The sequence below is a fragment of the Glycomyces sp. TRM65418 genome (genome assembly GCF_019710475.1).
Classification (GTDB): Bacteria; Actinomycetota; Actinomycetes; order Mycobacteriales; family Micromonosporaceae; genus Glycomyces.
Genome location: NZ_JAJFAX010000005.1, coordinates 96,602 through 111,977, shown reverse-complemented (window position 1 = coordinate 111,977; position 15,376 = coordinate 96,602). Strand labels below are relative to the sequence as shown.

Annotated in this window: 12 protein-coding genes; 2 read left to right on the top strand and 10 right to left on the bottom strand. The window is 70.7% G+C overall.

From position 1 onward, the window contains the following. Positions 1 to 335: 335 nt before the first annotated feature. On the bottom strand, positions 336 to 1,058 hold the full coding sequence (locus K3N28_RS12815) for a DUF2993 domain-containing protein (protein ID WP_228092926.1): 723 nt from the start codon (positions 1,056 to 1,058) through the stop codon (positions 336 to 338). A 67-nt stretch (positions 1,059 to 1,125) separates the two neighbouring features. Continuing rightward, a complete protein-coding gene (locus K3N28_RS12810) occupies positions 1,126 to 2,151 on the bottom strand; it encodes a hypothetical protein (RefSeq protein WP_228092925.1) in 1,026 nt (341 codons plus the stop codon). 457 nt (positions 2,152 to 2,608) lie between these two features. On the opposite strand from K3N28_RS12810, the gene K3N28_RS12805 reads away from it, so the two are divergent. Further along, entirely contained in the window at positions 2,609 to 3,331 is a 723-nt protein-coding gene (locus tag K3N28_RS12805; protein ID WP_228092924.1) for a response regulator transcription factor, read from the top strand. 249 nt (positions 3,332 to 3,580) lie between these two features. On the opposite strand, the gene K3N28_RS12800 is transcribed toward K3N28_RS12805, so the two are convergent. The 6 genes from K3N28_RS12800 to K3N28_RS12775 all read right to left on the bottom strand — a co-directional run bounded on the left by K3N28_RS12800 (position 3,581) and on the right by K3N28_RS12775 (position 11,874). Beyond that, complete coding sequence (locus K3N28_RS12800; RefSeq protein WP_228092923.1) at positions 3,581 to 4,669, bottom strand: arabinan endo-1,5-alpha-L-arabinosidase; 1,089 nt, start codon at positions 4,667 to 4,669, stop codon at positions 3,581 to 3,583. A 442-nt stretch (positions 4,670 to 5,111) separates the two neighbouring features. Next, on the bottom strand, positions 5,112 to 8,180 hold the full coding sequence (locus tag K3N28_RS12795; protein ID WP_228092922.1) for a S8 family peptidase: 3,069 nt from the start codon (positions 8,178 to 8,180) through the stop codon (positions 5,112 to 5,114). 233 nt (positions 8,181 to 8,413) lie between these two features. Further along, the gene (locus K3N28_RS12790) at positions 8,414 to 9,010 is read right to left on the bottom strand and encodes a DUF1707 domain-containing protein (protein ID WP_228092921.1); all 597 of its coding nucleotides are present in this window, start codon (positions 9,008 to 9,010) and stop codon (positions 8,414 to 8,416) included. 39 nt (positions 9,011 to 9,049) lie between these two features. Next, entirely contained in the window at positions 9,050 to 9,487 is a 438-nt protein-coding gene (locus K3N28_RS12785) for a hypothetical protein (protein ID WP_228092920.1), read from the bottom strand. Positions 9,488 to 9,945: 458 nt separating this feature from the next. Beyond that, a complete protein-coding gene (locus K3N28_RS12780) occupies positions 9,946 to 10,782 on the bottom strand; it encodes an endonuclease domain-containing protein (RefSeq protein WP_228092919.1) in 837 nt (278 codons plus the stop codon). Between the two features lie 228 nt (positions 10,783 to 11,010). Then, positions 11,011 to 11,874, bottom strand: a complete 864-nt coding sequence (locus K3N28_RS12775) for a hypothetical protein (RefSeq protein WP_228092918.1) — start codon at positions 11,872 to 11,874, stop codon at positions 11,011 to 11,013. A gap of 394 nt (positions 11,875 to 12,268) precedes the next feature. Between K3N28_RS12775 and K3N28_RS12770 the strand changes: the two genes are divergently transcribed. Next, a complete protein-coding gene (locus K3N28_RS12770) occupies positions 12,269 to 13,435 on the top strand; it encodes a hypothetical protein (protein ID WP_228092917.1) in 1,167 nt (388 codons plus the stop codon). A gap of 140 nt (positions 13,436 to 13,575) precedes the next feature. Here the strand turns inward: K3N28_RS12770 and K3N28_RS12765 are convergent, their stop codons facing one another. After that, complete coding sequence (locus K3N28_RS12765; protein WP_228092916.1) at positions 13,576 to 14,448, bottom strand: trans-aconitate 2-methyltransferase; 873 nt, start codon at positions 14,446 to 14,448, stop codon at positions 13,576 to 13,578. A 122-nt stretch (positions 14,449 to 14,570) separates the two neighbouring features. Beyond that, positions 14,571 to 15,278, bottom strand: a complete 708-nt coding sequence (locus K3N28_RS12760; protein ID WP_228092915.1) for a sensor domain-containing protein — start codon at positions 15,276 to 15,278, stop codon at positions 14,571 to 14,573. Positions 15,279 to 15,376 lie beyond the last annotated feature (98 nt).

Genomic DNA, 15,376 nt, shown 5'->3' with positions numbered 1-15,376 from the left:
TTTCGTGAGTCGCAAGCCTTGCTCTGTAATTCGCGCACGCTGGGCCGCAATGCGGCGACCGCCTCAGGCCTCTCGGGGCCTGGCGAGTCGCCTAGGGCATTCGACAGAGCGTGGTCGCGATCATGCAGTAATCGATCGCGCGCCGCTTGGTCAGCATCGGCTTGCGCATGGCGTGAACGCTAGCAGACTTCCCGGGTCGAATCCACACCCGTTCTCGGCATGCGGACTGTGACGAAGGCACCGACGGTGACGAGGCCTGAGCGGGGCGGTGGGGGAGTGCGGGGCCTTGGAGGCCCCTGCCGACCCCGGCAGCGGGCGTCAGGGGAACCGGGGGATCAGGTGAGGACGACATCCTCGGCGTCCCCGGACACGGTCACGACATCGCCGTCGAACGTGATCTCGCGCAACTGGATCCCGTACGGCAGCTCCGGCAGCTCCACCGACGACGCGAACTCGTCCAAGGCCGCTTCGACGAGCGGCTGCGCCTGCGCCGGCAGGTCCTGGGTGAGCGACTCGATCGTATCGGGCGTGAAGCGCAGCGTGCCGTCGCCCATCTCGATCTGCCCGCTCGCCTGCAGGTCGACGTTCACGCCCATCAGCTCCTGCGAGCCGGTCAGGGACGCCGTGCCGTCCTCGTTGATCTCCAGCTCGAACCCGGTCTCCTCGGCCAGCAGCGCCTCGATCGAGTCCACGGACACGCTGCCGCTCACGTCGAGGGTGCGGGCGACCGCGTCGCCGCCGTTCGAGAGCTCGCGCCAGTCGGCGTCCACCTCATGGGCGACCAGCTCGAGCGAGGGGAAGACCAGCCCGTTCGAGCCGACGTCCTGCAGCGTGATGTCGATCTGCTCGAACTCGCCCGACCAGGCCTGCGTCAGGAACGGCCAGCCGTGGATCGTCACGTCGGGGCGCTGGTCGGAGTAGGCGCCGTTCTCGGCGGCGGTGTTCGCGACCTCGGTCGCGATGCGCCGTTCGGCCAGCGCGTTCGCCACCCGGTCGCCCAGGGCGACCAGTGCGACGAGGATGACCAGGGTGATGAGGAGGCGGCGGAGGATCTTCATCAGGGGGTCTCCTGAGCTGACGTATGGCTCGCAAGCTTCGCCATGGGAAACGGTCGGATGGAACGTGTCAGTCGATCATGTAATAGGCGCTCAACAAGTACACGACCGGCCCTGTGAGGGCGAAGGCGAGCAGCGGGCCGGCGATGTTCACCACCGCGGTCGGGGCGGTGCCCGCCCCGTCGATGCGCCGCGCGGCCGACATGTATCCGCAGGCGAGGTCCGTCAAGACCGCCGTGAGGGCGATGAGCAGCCCCCCGATCGCCGCGTCCGAGGGATCGGGCCCTTCGATGACCAGTCCGGCGTAGGCGGCCGAGGCGGTGCCGCACATGGTGCCGATGACGATGCCGAACGCGCCGCGCGTGACCTGCCGGTTGATCCTCGGGTCGGGCATGACCAGGTCGACGGCCCTCGCGGCGAGGATGGCGGTCCCGGCCGCGACCACCGCCGAGTACATCGCGGGCGGGGCCGAGCCGAGCCGCGACAGCGCGATGTAGCAGGCGTAGCCGCACACGGCCACGCACAGCAGCATCGTGAAGCCGAGGCTCTCGGTGACGCCCGAGTGCTCGCGCCGCACGAGCTGCCCGGCGACGGCCGCGCCGAACGCGAGCGCCAGCAGCACCGTGATCGGCACGAGCGACACGGGCGTCCACATCACGGCCGCCGCGGACGCGGCGACGGCCAGGCCCGAGGCGACCGCGAGGGCCACCCACGCGCCGTCGACCTTGCGCACCCAGGTCACGAGGCCGACGGTCGCCAACTGGAGCACCACGATCCCGGCGGCGTACACCGGCCGCTCCATCTGGGCGCCGAGGACGAGGCCGGCGCTGATGACGACGGTGACGGCGAGCGCGGGGAGGCGCAGCAGCAGCGGCGGGCCGGGAGGCGGCAGGGTGTGGTCTTCGCCGCCGTCCTCGCCGGTGGTCCGGTAGGAGCCCGTGTTCCGGGGGCGGGATCCCGTTCGGGCGGCGCGGCGTGGTTCGGCGCGGCTCGGCTGCGGGTCGGGGGCGCCGGCGGCGTCGCTCCAGGCGGGGTCCGCGGCCGGCTCTCCGGCCGGCTCGTAGCCCCAGGTCTCGTCGGGTCGGCTGTACGACACGTCCACAGCCTACGGCAGCTGGAATTTCGGGCTCGCGAGCTTCGGCGGGGGCCGCCCTTGCGGACGGCGCCGGCCCCGGACCGTGCCGCGGCGTCCGTCCATCGAACGGTGATGCCGGTCAGTCGCCGATCCGTGACCGTCCCGCCATGTGGACGCAGGGCGCGGCTCCCGTCGGCTGCCGCGGGCCGCCGCGGAGCGCGGCTTTCCGGCCCTTCCTGGACGCCAACGGAACGGGATGTCGACGTGACAGTGGCGTGTCGCGGCGGTGAACGCGACTGGTCCGAATCCTCTCCTCGACCCGTCCCGCATGGTGAGGCTGCGCGGTGATGACGCTGGTGTTTTGGATGGTGACCGTTTACACTGGGGCAGGACTCCACCTACCGCAAGTAAGCCCGCCCGTCGCCGAAGCCGGGAAGAGCGATAGTCGCGTGTGCTCACCTACCAGCGGAGGACTGCTGTGGAAATCCTGATCCTCACTTCCAACCCCGTTCCGGAGTCCCCTGAGTCCATTCTGCCCTCCCTGGAGCTGCTGCCGCACCGCGCGCGCTACGCCGGCCGGGACGTGCGGGCGCTGCTGAGCGGCCCGAGCCCCGACGCGGTCATGGTCGACGCCCGGTCGGACCTCGCGGACGCCCGCGCCACCTGCCGTGTCCTCCAGGCCACCGGACTGACCGTGCCGCTGTTCGCCATCGTCACCGAGGCCGGTCTGGCCGCGCTCCAGGCCGACTGGGGCGTCGACGACTTCCTGCTCGCGACCTCGGGCCCGGCCGAAGTCGAGGCGCGGCTGCGACTGGCGACGGGGAAGCCCAACGCCGCCACGGCCTCGGGGCCGACCGTGATCCGCGCCGGGGACCTCACCGTCGACCCGGACACCTACGCCGCCAAGCTCAAGGGCACGCCGCTCGACCTGACCTACAAGGAGTTCGAGCTGCTGCGCTTCCTGGCCCAGCACCCCGGGCGGGTCTTCACCCGCGAGCAGCTCCTGCGGGAGGTGTGGGGCTACGACTACTTCGGGGGCACGCGCACCGTCGACGTCCACGTGCGGCGCCTGCGGGCGAAGCTCGGCAGCGAGTACGAGTCGATGATCGGCACGGTCCGGCAGGTCGGCTACAAGTTCGTCGCCCCGCCGCCGGAGAACCTGCGCGAATCGGAACCGGCTCCGGTGCGGGTCGACGCCTGACACGGCACCGCACTGGGCGAAGACGCGTCGCAAGCGGGCCCCGATCCAAAGGATCGGGGCCCGCGTCGTCGTCGCCCTTTTCGCACGGACCGCTCGCTCGTGCGGGTGCACCTCGCGCCCGCACCGGCCGATGCCCGTCGAACCCCGCTGCCACGATCGACGCCGGCCTTCCGTCCCCGACTGGGCGCGGGTCAGGGAAGACCCGTCGGCCGTGCGGCATGCGCGCGGGCGCCCGCGGCGGCTCCGGTGCTAGACGCCGTCCAGGACGGGCCAGCCGTCGGCGTTCCACTCGATGGCCTCGATGCCGAGGTCGAAGTGGCCGTCCTCGTGGTAGGAGTGGTAGGCCATGAGGCCGTTGGTGATCGACTGCCCGCCCGTCGCCACGTAGTCGCCGTGCGCGCCGAGCACGAGGGTGCCGCCGCCGTCGGTGAGGGCGACGCCGTCAGCGTCGACGAAGGGGCCCGTCGGCGAGGTCGAGCGCCCGACGCGGATGTTGTAGGTCGAGTCCGCGCCGGCGCAGCAGACGTCCCACGACGTGAAGAGGTAGTAATAGCCGTCGTGCTCGGTCAGCGCGGGGGCCTCGATGCCGGCGCCGCCGCGGCCGGCGATGTGCTTCGGCGTCGCGCCCTCCGCGACCTCGCCCGAGGGCCAGTCGAGCTCGAGCATGTAGATGCCCTGCCACCAGGACCCGTAGGCCATGTAGTGCTTGCCGTCGGCCTCCAGGATGGTCGGGTCGATGGCGTTGTACGGGTCGCCGGGGTTCGACTCCCAGATCTGGCCCTCGTCGACCCACTCGTAGTCGTCGTCGGCCGGGTCGAGGGTGACGTTGGTGGCGAGGCCGATGACCGAGCGCTGGTCGCCGAACGTCGAGGCCGAGTAGTAGAGGTAGTACCGCTCCTCGTCGTCGTCGTAGTAGATCTCGGGAGCCCAGAGGTTGTCGACGCCGGGGACCGCGTCGGTGAGCCACTGCGGCTTCGTGTCCCAGACCGTGTCCACATACGTCCAAGTGGCGCCGTCGTCGGTGGAGGTGCGGATGGTCACGTTGCCCTCGCCGAGAGGGCCCCATCCGGTGGCGAAGACGTACCAGGGTTCGCCGTCCTCGCAGGGGGCGAACAGACCCGGGTCGTGGGCGCCGAGGTCGCCGCTGAGCGCGCCGGGCGCGGCGACGTCGCAGACCTGCTTGTCGTGGCCGTACGCGTTCCCGTTCCCGCGGCCGTAGCCGTGGCCGTTCCCCTTGCCGGGATCGGCGAGGGCGGCGGGGGTGATGATCGCGAGCGCGGCGGCGGCGACGCCGACCGCGCCGGCCGCGGCGATGAGGGAGGTGTGCTTCCGGTTCATGGAAGACCGCCTTGTCCTGGATTGATGGATTGAGACGAGTCGATGTTATCGGGAACACCGACGTGCGGTCAATCCTTCGGGTGAATGCCGCGCGCTCCCCGGCTTTCGGGCCGGTTCCTGTCGGCCCCCGCTGCCACGATCGACGCCGGGCTTCGGCCCCCCGGGTGGGCGGGGGACAGGGACGGCTTGAAGAGGAAAAGGCCGGTGCAGAGGAACGGGCCCTGCTCGCGGCGAAGCAGACCCGAGCCCGCGGACACGAGAAGCCCGCGAACCCGAAGGGGCCTGCGAACCCGAGGATCCCGCGACCACGGACCACCGGTGGCGGCGACGGGTCGGCGACGACGAAAGCGCCCGCCGCATCCGGGAACCTTCCGGTCCCCGGACGCGACGGGCGCTGCACTCAGCTCGAGCCCTGCGGCTCAAGTCCTGCGATCGAGCGGCGTCAGGTCGCGATGCCCACGATCGTCGAGTCGACCGGCTCGCCGTCCTGCGCGTAGTCGACCGTCCCGAGGAACCGCTGCCCCTCGGCCAGGCCCGACCACGTCAGGCCCACCGAGTACTCGCCGCTCATCGTGACCGCCTGCTCGGCCGGGTCGACCGCGAGGTTCCCCTCGTCCGAGCCCGGCACGATCCACGCGTGCAGCTTCGCCTCGAGCGGCGACGGCCCGGCCCACTCGTCCACGAACACCACGTACGTGTGGCCGCCCGGGAGCGTCACCGACTCGTTCGTGCCGCCCGAAGCCGAATTGCCCACGAGCGTCAGCGAACCGTCCGCGGCCTTCGAGTACACGAACAGGTCGAGGTCGGTCCCCGCCGGGTGCTCCTCGTCGAAGGTCGCGAACCGCACCAGCGCCGCATCCGCCGGCGTCGCGAACTCGTACGACACCGTGTGCGAGTTCTCCGCCGGGTCGTCCGTCGGGAACGAGGACGAGTCCGGGTCCGTCAGCGTCGCCGTCTTCACCTCGGAGGCGACCAGGCCGGACACCGAGGCGCCCAAGGTCCCGTCGAAGCCCGCCGTACCCTCGAGGGTCGCCGAACCCGAAGCGCCCGTGAAGGACACCTCATCCGCAGCGGACAGCTGCGTCGGCTTCACCACGATCGGCGAACGCACCTCGTGCACGGTGCGGGTGCCCTTCTTCTCCACCCACGTGACGTCGCCGAACGCCCACTCGCCGAACGCCGCGTCAGTGCGCGTGATCGTGAGCGTGTACGTCACCGACTCGCCCGGCCGCAGCGTGAAGCTCGTGACGTCCGAGGACACCTCGAAGCCCGCCGGAGCGGTGATGTCGGCCTTGTACGTGCTCTTCTTGTCCGAGACGTTCGTGACCGTGCGGGTCACCTCGTACGAACCGGTCAGCTCCGCCACCGTGATCGACGGGTAGTTCAGCTGCGACGGGTCGATCGCGCCCAGCGAGTCGCAGTACGACTGCACCTTGTTCGCCTCGGGCGTGCCGCAGATGTACTGGATCCACTCGGTCGGGCTCGACTCGTACACCAGGCCCGGATCGAACATCTCCCGACCGTCCACGTGCCCCGCGCCGAAGTCGAACGGCGTCGCGTCCTCACCGCCGCGCTGGATCGGGTCGCCGTTCTGGTCCGTCTGGTACGCCGTCGTCATGATCGCCGACTTGACCGCCATCGGCGACCACTCCGGGTTCGCCGACTTCAGCAGCGCCGCCAGACCCGCGATGTGCGGGCTCGACATCGACGTGCCCTGGTTGGGGCCGAAGTGGTTGCCGGCGTGGTTGTCCGGCGTCATACCCGCCAGGATCTCCACACCCGGCGCGGTGATGTCGGGCTTCAGCAGGTTCTGCTCGGCCGCGAGCGCCGGACCGTTCGACGAGAACGCCGCCATGCTCGGCGCGTTCTGGTAGTCGCGCTCCGACGTCTCGACCTCGATCCTGGGGTTCTTCTTCGAGTCGACCCACTCGGCCAGGGCCAGGCCGTCCTCGTAGCTCACGTGCACGACCGGCACCGGCTGCGAGATGACCACGTTCGCCGGGCCGCGTTCGGACTGGTCGCGCACGATCAGCCCCACACCGCCGGCGGCGGCCACCTGGCTCGCGTTCTCGCTGAACAGGTTCCCGCGCACGCAGATGATCGCGAAACCCTCGGTCTTCGCCGGGTCCAGCGTGTCCGCGTCGCAGCGTTCGGCGGCGGCCGGGTCGGTCCCGTCGTACGCCGCGTCCACCGCGTTCTTGACGTACCACTTGGCCTCGCCCACCGCGGCGGCTGCTTCGATCTCTTCGCGGCCGAACTCGATCTCGGTCCGGAAGGTCTGGTCGTGCGTCGAGGCGGCGACCGTGGTCACCCACGGCTCCTGGTGATCCACCGTGGAGGTCGGGCCGTCGTTGCCGGCGCTGGCGGCCACGAAGACGCCCGCGGCGGCCGCGTTGAAGAACGCGAGCGACACGGCGTCGACGAACTCCGGCGTGCCGGTCGAGCCGATGGAGAAGTTGATGACGTCGACGCCGTCGTTCACCGCGGCTTCGATGCCGGCCACCAGGTCGGCGCCGGGGCAGCCGCCCCAGCAGACCTTGTAGGCCGCGACGCGCGCGGCCGGGGCCATACCGGAGAACGTGCCGAGCTTCTCGCCGTCGATCTCCACCTTGGTCTTGTAGTTGCCCGCGGCGGTGGTGGCGGTGTGGGTGCCGTGGCCGTTCGAGTCGCGGGGCGAGGCGTAGCCGTCCTCGGCGTAGCCCCACGTGTCGAACCAGCGCGCGCCGATGAGCTTGTTGTTGCACTCGATGTTGCCGGCCGGGTCCTCGTCCTCGCCGGTCTCGCACTCGCCGTTCCACTTGGCGTCGATGAGGTGCTGGTCGGGACGGGGCTCGGAGAGCGGCGCGAGCGAGGGGTTCTCGGGCCAGATGCCGGTGTCGAGGACGCCGATGATCACGCCTTCACCGGCCTCCTTGGGGGAGCCGAACTCCTGTTCCCAGGCGCCCTTCCCGCCGGAGAGCCCGACGAACTTGCTGGTGTCGACGGCGCCGGTCGTCTGGTACATGGTCTCGGGGATGACCGCGAGGACCTTGTCGCTGCCGGCCAGCTCCTCGGCCTCGTCGGCGGTCAGCTTCGCCGCGAAACCGTTGATGACGGTGTCGTACTCGGCGGTCGCGTCGACGTCGTGCTCGTTGATGACCTCGCTGCGCTCGTCGGCGAGGAACTCGCGGTACTCCTCGACCTCGGCCGCGTCGAAGTCGATCGTCTCGCCCTCGGGAGGCGCGGTGGCCTCGATGCCGGCCTCGCCGCCTTCGTAGGTGGCGATGGGGTCGGCGGCCAGTTGGACGATGTAGTGGCCGTCCTCGTAGTCGATCGGGAGGCCGTCGCCTTCCTTGAGGTATTCGGGTGAGACCTCAGGAAGCGCGGGGGGCTCGGCGGCGGCCGGTCCGGCGGCGGTGGTGAGCGCGACGACCACGAGTGGGACGGACGCGGCCGCCAGTGCGGCTCTGGTTCCTGCTCGGGCACGCGTGGTCGCGCGCCCTCGCAGTAGACGGGGGGACGGAGATCCCATGCGATGAGCTCCTCTCAAGGGGAACGAGCGCCGATGCGGGTGAGTACTCGATCACGACAGGGGGGGCCATGCCGTGACGCGGCGCACGGTGACGAGCCTATTGCGAGGCAGGTTCGCTGTAAACCCTCATATGAGGAGAATGCCGGAATCGAGCAGGACTGTTATGCGCCCGTTACATGAGACGTTCCAGCAGGTGGCCATTCAGTGAATAGCGGGCTCGGCGGGTCGCCTGATCACCATCGCCACCAGAGGAATCGGTACTCATGGCGAATCTTGACCGAGCCGAGCCGCGCCCGGCCCGAGACGGTGAAACGGACGCCGGTCCCTCCTTTGTAGGGGGCGCGGTTCGCGACGGAACCGAATGTCGCTTCGATGCCGTCGTCCACGGCGTAGGCCCCTGCGGGCAGGATGATCTCGAGCGAGGACATGTTGCAGTCCACGTTGACGTCCACGGTGCCGCCGGTGATGGTGGCGTGGCGGCAGTCGAGCTTGACCGAGCTCATGGAGCCGGTGACGACGATCTTCGGCGGGACGATCCACTCGCCGCGGCGTTCCACCGAGGAGCCCGTGGGGTTCAGGCGCAGTTCGGCGGGAGCGTGAGCAGGGCCGGGGCTCGCGGGGGCGGGGACGGCCACCGCTCCGGTGGCCTCGGGGAGGTCGGCGAGGAGGCGCTCGACTTCGCCGTAGGTGCGGGCCTCGTAGGCCTGGCGGGAGCGGTCCGCGAACTCGTCGAGATCGAGGCGGCCCTCTTCGGTGGCGGCGTGGAGCTTCGCGATGATCGCTTCGCGTTCGGCGTTGGAGACGCGCATGTTGGGGTCGGGGCGGTGCATCAGCGACTCGCAGGCTTCGTCATGGGCGTCATCGGTGTCTTACCTTCTCGTCGGGCCGGGGTTGAGCCGCCTGGGTCGGCGCACCAGCCCGCCGTTGCACCATTCGTGGTAGTCGAACAGGTCCGGTTGGCGGATGAGCGCTTTGGTGTTGGCGGCCCACAGTCCAACATACTGGTCCCGCGACTCGGACGCCTTCTCCAGGAGTTTATCGACGCGCTTGCGCGAGTGGACGCGGAACTTGGTCCGCACGGCGTCGCCCGCGTAGATGTAGAGGACATGGAGCGCGAACGACCGCTTGGGGCAGGTGGCGTCGGCGGCGAGCTCGAGCCAGATGTCGACGAGCTCGTCAGTGGCGAGGGTGAGGTCCCACTGGCGGCCCTCGGGGGCGGTCGAGTACGGGTCGAGCGCCCACTCGCGGATTTCCTCCGGGGTGGGGACCGCGGGACGCGCGAACCCGGTGAAGGACCCTTCCGCCACTGCCGCTCCTGCCGACTCGAATGATGCTCGCACCGATCCTAGCCCGGCCGCGCCCGATTTCCGGTCCACGATTGCATCCCCGGGCCGGCCCTCACCGGCAGTACACCCGAAGTGCTTTCGCACACCTGGGCAAAGAGGGCGAACTCGTTCATCCCCTTCGCGGGAGCCTTGTTCCGCCCCTTCAGGGGACCTCGTCAGCCCCTGGGGGCTTCCCCTCCCCCTCCCCCGCCCACCCGCCTGAGACCCCACCGCCGCCCACGCCCTCCGCCTAACGCGCCCGACCCGTTCCCCTGCCATGGCCCGCTTCGTCGGACCGACCGCCGCTCCCACGGCCCGCCCATGTCGCTCATGCGCTGGTGGATCGGTTCAGGGTCCGATGGTCCGGTGGTGGAGGAGGCGCCTTCCCTCACCACCGGCCTTTCGGGAAGGCGCCTTCCCTCATCACCGGTCCTCCGGGCTCACCCCGCGTTCAGGGCCAGGTTCACCGCCTCGATCCGTTCGTTGATGTCGCGCAACTGGTTCGGGTCGGGATCCCATCCGCGTTCGAGGAGCGATTCCCTGAGCCGCACCAGCCATGGGCGCGGATGCTCCATCACATCGGAGGCGGTGAGGACCAGCACCTCCCACCCCAGGCTTCGCAGCACCTGATGGCGGCGCCGGTCGCCCGTCTCGGCCTCCAGGCCGAAATGGGCGCCCATGCCGTCGTACTCCACCCCGACCTGCCACTGCTCCCAGCCGAGGTCGAGGAATTTCGAGCGCCCGTTGGGCGTGCGCACTCGCAGTTGCGGCACCGGGGCCGGGAGACCGGCGTCGCCGATCAGGCAGCGCGTCCAGGACTCCATGGGCGACTCCGATCTCGGGTCGGCCGCGAGCAGCGTCGCGTTCGCCCGCCGCAGCCGCTCACCGTGCAACGATTCGAGCGCGGCCGAGAGGCTCGCCGAGTCGATGCCCGCCCTTAGGAACTGGTCGGCGGCGGACACCGCCTCCAGCCGCGGCAGATCGGCGGCGCAGTCGACGAGGGTGCGCGCCAGCCGGGTCACCGGGAGCCCGTCGATCACCGTGATGTCGCCCAGCGGCGGGTCCGGGGAACTCTCGATCGGCCACTCGCGCTGATCCGCGCCCGGCGGGAGGACGTCGAAGCCGTGGATCCATGCCGCGGTCCGGCCGGTCGCCACCAGGCTGAAGTCGGCTTCGAAAGCCGCCTCGAAGCGGAGCAGGAGGTCGTCGGCCCCGCCGAGCAACGCCGGTTCGGTCAGGGTGGCTGTCGCGGTGCGGTACATCGGTATCTGCGTCATATGTCAACTGTCGCGCTCCGACTACCGACCGTCAACAACTGATTTCTCGCCTGTGGATAACTCCGTCGGTCCCGGTGGAAGGCCAGCTCAAGGGCCTGTGGATAAAACACCCGAGGGCGGGATCGGAAGGGCTCGCGGTCGAGCCCGGCGCGCTCCTCGGTCGCGAACGGCGGTGGGCGCCTCCCCCAGGAGGCGCCCACCGCCGTTCGCGAAGTCATGGAGCGAAGCTCACTGCCAGATGTCGCAGACCTTCCACTGGCCTTCTTCCTCGACCACGGTGAAGTAGTAGCTGGCACCCGACTCCAGATCGGACTGCGATGCCGGTGCCGTGTCCTCCCAGGTCCAACCCGACCAGGCCTGGGTCTCGCCGTCCACCACCCTGGAGATGCCCCAGTAGAGGAAGCCGTACTTCTCGCCGTCGCCCGCCAGCTCGTACTCCATGTCCCAGACCATGGCGTCGGTCGGCGAGGCGCACACCACCGCCTGCAGCGCCGCGTCGTCGCCCGAGTCCGCCGACTGCATGTACGTGATCGCCGCGCCCTCGGGCGTGTTCGGGTCGAAGTCATCGGAGTTGACAGCCGGGCCCCAGGTGGCGAAGTCGTCGTCCGCCTCAGTTTCTTCGTCGTCCGTCCCTGTTTCTTCGTCGGCCGACGGTTTTTCTTCCGAGGGCTCAGGGGCCGGCTCGGTCTCCTTGGGAGAGGCCTCCTCGCTCGTGTCGCCGCCGCCGCCCGCCTGCGGATCGTCGTCGTCGACCATGCCGGGGATGATGAGCACCGCGGCGACGCCGAGGACGATGACCAGGCCGACGATCACCGCGAGGATGACGCCGAGACTGGCCCCTTGGCTGGCGGGCGGGATCGGCGGGGGCAGCACCGATCCGGGTGCCGACGGGTAGCCGGGCTGCACGTTGGGCTGCGGCGTCGCCATCGGCTGGCTCGGCGGCTGCGTGTAATGCGGCTGCCCTTGCGGCTGGTAGTAGTTGCCGGGCGGAGGCGTGCTGTTGTACCCCTGGGCATAGGGATCGCTGGGCGGCAGCGGCTCAGGTTGCAGCTGGTACTGCGGGTTCTCGCCGCCGGGGGGCGGATACGTCATCGCTCTACACGCCTCGTCTGCTCGGGGCCATCGGGTTCGGTGAATGGGCTTCACCGGGCTGTTCTCGATCGTACAGCCTCGGAACCGCTCCATGGATCCCCGAAAACACCAGGTCAAGGCCGCATTCGGTGGCAAGACGGCCATATCGGCGCGAACCGTCCCGGCGCCCCCCATCGCACACCTTGTGCGATGGGGAAGACTCTCGCGAGACTAGGCTGTATGCCCCGGCACTCCGAACGCGGCACCGGTTGCAAGGCGAAGCCGATCCCACCCCGGCGCCGCGCGAGCCGCGACAGCACCCTGTCGCGCCCGTCGGCGAAGCCGTGCCGAACAGTTCTGGCAGCCGAGAGACACGCTTCTACCCGAGGTTCGACGTATGGCGAATGCCAATGCAATGCGGCTTTGGACACTCCGCTTCTCCGCCGCGCTCGCACCGGTACCGGTGGTCGAGCTCTTCGGCGTGCACCGCCTGTGGGGCTACGGCCTGATCTATCCGGCGATGGCCGCGACCTGGGCCACGGGACGCTGGCAGCGCCGCCGCCAACTCGCCCGCCTCCGCGACGCCCCGGCCCCCGGCCGCGGCGACCCCCGCACCGGGTTCTGGGACGAAGCCGCTGAGGGCCGACGCCGCAGGACGGCGACCGGCACGCTCGACGACGCGTGCGCGTCGTCGATCGGCGTGGCCGTCTCGGCGAGTATGGCCGCCGGCACCGGCGCCCCCGGCGAACGCCGCGCCCGCGCCATGAGCAACCTGGTCGGCTCCATCAAGGACCAGAGCCTCGACGCCGACCTGCGCATCCAGCTCATCCAAGACCTCGTCGACCTCGGCGGCCGGGACATGGCCCTGTGCCTCTCGCCCGTCGCCATAGCCTCCGAAGTGGACGTCGAGGTGCGACTCGAAGCGGCCGAGCACATGAGCCGCTTCTGCATCGAAGAAGCCGCCCGCGCGCTCGAGGCGATCGCCGCCGACGCGACCGTCGAGGACAAGTACCGACTCGACGCCGCCAGCGCCCTCGCCGACTGCGCCGCCCGGCCCGCCGGCGCCGCGTTGATGCAGCTGGTCACCGATGACTCGGTGAGCGAGTACGTGCGCCACAGCGCCGCGAACACGCTCTGCCGCGTCGACCGGTCCGCCGCGGCGGTGGCCTTGCGGCACTTGGCGAACGCCCCGGTGGTCACGGCGCGTCTGCGGATCATCTGCGCCGAGCAGCTCGCCGACGACAACGCCCTCGACGCCGAGGACGCGTTGTGGCGGTTGATCAAGGGCGTCGAGTCCGTCATGGACTATCACTTGGGGATCGACGCCGCCGAGGCGATGCACGGGATCAGCCCGGAGGTCGGGATCGAGGCCTACTCGGTGCTCGCCGTGGACTCCTGCTTCCCCTGGTTCGGCCGGATCGAGGCGGCCTACCGGCTCGGCCGGCTCGGCGTGCGCGATGGTTTCGACCTGCTCAGCGACTTCGCCCGGGCCGAGGACCTGGAGGACGTCTACGGGCTGGCCGCGCTCGACCGGCTCTTCCAGTTGGAGGTCGAGACCGGCACGCTCGGCCCCGAGGAATGAACCCCGGCGAATGACCGAATGTTTGCGTGATCGGGCTCTCGACCCGCCGCGCATTCGAGCGGCCAAGCGTTCGAGCGGCTGCGTCTTTGGGCCACCGGGCCCCAGCACCGCTGCCCTGACACGGGCCGGAGGGGCGGGCGTCAGGGTTTGGCGGCGACGTGGACCGTCTCGATCGCCAGGTGGTGGAGGTCGCGGCGGTGTCCGAGCCATTCGGGGCTCGTCTCGTCGAGCAGCTCCGCCCACGCGGCGCCGTCCTCCTCGGTGAGGTAGCGCTCGAACCAGTCGACCCGCATGGCCAGCGAGTTCAGTGCGTGCGCCAGGTCGTCGCCTTCCAGCGGCACCGGGATCGCGACGAGTTCGCTGAACGTGCGGACCGAGGTGAGGCCCGCCCGTTCGAGTGCGAGGTTCCAGCCGTAGGTGAGCGGCGTCGAGCCGTGCTCGATCGCCTCGTTCTCAAGTCGGCGCGACCCCGCCTCGATGAGGCGCAGTTCCAGGCCCGGGCGGCCCACGCCCACGTGCCACGGCAGGAACTGGGCCGTCACGCCGCCCTCGCCGATCGCCAGTCGCCCGCCCGAGGCGAGCAGGCCGGCCAGATGGGCGAGGGCCTGTTGCGGATCGGCGGCGTGGTGGATGACGTGCCCGGCCCACAGGAGGTCGGCGGGCTCGCCGACGGCCGCTGCGAGGGCGTCGGGGTCGTCGACCGACGCCTGCGCGGCCCGCACGTCGGCGCCGCGTTCGGCGGCCCGTTCGCGCACCAGGTCGAGCATCGCCGGTTCGGCGTCGACCGCGATGACGCGGGCTGCGGGGAGGGCTTCGGCGAGCGCGAACGCCATCGAGGCGGCGCCGCAGCCGATGTCGGCCACGACCCGGTCTTCGGGGGAGTGGAGCTGCGCGGCGAGCCGCCGGTACCGGTCGGTCTCGGCGTCGGCGCGTTCGCGGAAGCGGGGCGCGGCTTCGGCGAAGTCGAACGCCGCGGTGGGCTCATGGTGCTCGTGGTCGCCGTGCGCTGCCATGCGGCCCAACCTATCACTGTCGAAGGCCGTTTCGGGCGGGCGAGCGACCGGGCGGCTGCGATGACGCAGCCGCCCGGTCGGTGCGGTTTCCGGAGGGTCGAAGCGGGGCCCTGCCCGGAGGCCTAGGCGGCCGAGAGGCGCTCGTGCACCCGGGTCACCTCGGCGTCGGCGGTGACGGTGCGGACCGGGGGTCGCGGTGTGTCCATCTCGGACAGTGAGGCGAGCAGGCCCCGGCCGAGCCCGGCCTGCGTCAGGGCGAAGCCCCGCAGAACCAGGGGCAGCAGCACGGCCATGACCAGGCCGCCGAGCACCGCGAGTGCCGACATCGCCAGGTACGAGTCGCCCCAGCCGAGCCACCTGGTCGCGTACTCCAGGCCGTCGTTGTCACCGGCGGTGCGGTGGATCACCCAGGCGTACAGGGGGTAGGCGAGCGACGCCACGGTCGCGGCCCACCAGGCCACCGCGACGGCGAACCCGGCGACGGCGAGCGGGAAGTTCACCAGGCCCCACAGCAGGTTCAGCCACGACTGGCCGTCGGTCAAGGGGGTCAGGAACCGGCGCACCGGTGAGGCGTGGTCGGCCGCCCGCTTGTAGCGGGGCGCGGCGATCGGGTGGCCGAGGACGCCGGCGAGTTGGCTGCGTCCGGCGGCGGCCAGGCCCCGCATGGCGAGCAGCGTCGCCGCGAGGATCGGCACGCCCACCCAGACCACGGCGGTCCCGATGCCGGCGGCGAAGCCGGTGACGGTGATGACGAAGGCGGGGATGGCGATCGGGAACGAGGAGAGCAGGTACGCACTGTCGGCGCCGAGCTGCTTGAAGATCTTGTTCATGTGGACAAGTCTCGTCCGAATCGGGCCTCGCCACGACCCTGCGGGCAGGCATCTGGCCGGTAGGGACAGCCCTACCGGCCGCTTCGGGCCGGCCCCGC

Bases quoted from the DNA above. Each gene is read 5' to 3' on its own strand.
- K3N28_RS12765 (WP_228092916.1), bottom strand. From the start codon at position 14,448: ATGGCAGCGCACGGCGACCACGAGCACCATGAGCCCACCGCGGCGTTC.
- K3N28_RS12775 (WP_228092918.1), bottom strand. From the start codon at position 11,874: ATGACGTATCCGCCCCCCGGCGGCGAGAACCCGCAGTACCAGCTGCAA.
- K3N28_RS12815 (WP_228092926.1), bottom strand. From the start codon at position 1,058: ATGAAGATCCTCCGCCGCCTCCTCATCACCCTGGTCATCCTCGTCGCA.
- K3N28_RS12790 (WP_228092921.1), bottom strand. From the start codon at position 9,010: ATGCACCGCCCCGACCCCAACATGCGCGTCTCCAACGCCGAACGCGAA.
- K3N28_RS12780 (WP_228092919.1), bottom strand. From the start codon at position 10,782: ATGACGCAGATACCGATGTACCGCACCGCGACAGCCACCCTGACCGAA.
- K3N28_RS12760 (WP_228092915.1), bottom strand. From the start codon at position 15,278: ATGAACAAGATCTTCAAGCAGCTCGGCGCCGACAGTGCGTACCTGCTC.
- K3N28_RS12795 (WP_228092922.1), bottom strand. From the start codon at position 8,180: ATGGGATCTCCGTCCCCCCGTCTACTGCGAGGGCGCGCGACCACGCGT.
- K3N28_RS12770 (WP_228092917.1), top strand. From the start codon at position 12,269: ATGCGGCTTTGGACACTCCGCTTCTCCGCCGCGCTCGCACCGGTACCG.
- K3N28_RS12800 (WP_228092923.1), bottom strand. From the start codon at position 4,669: ATGAACCGGAAGCACACCTCCCTCATCGCCGCGGCCGGCGCGGTCGGC.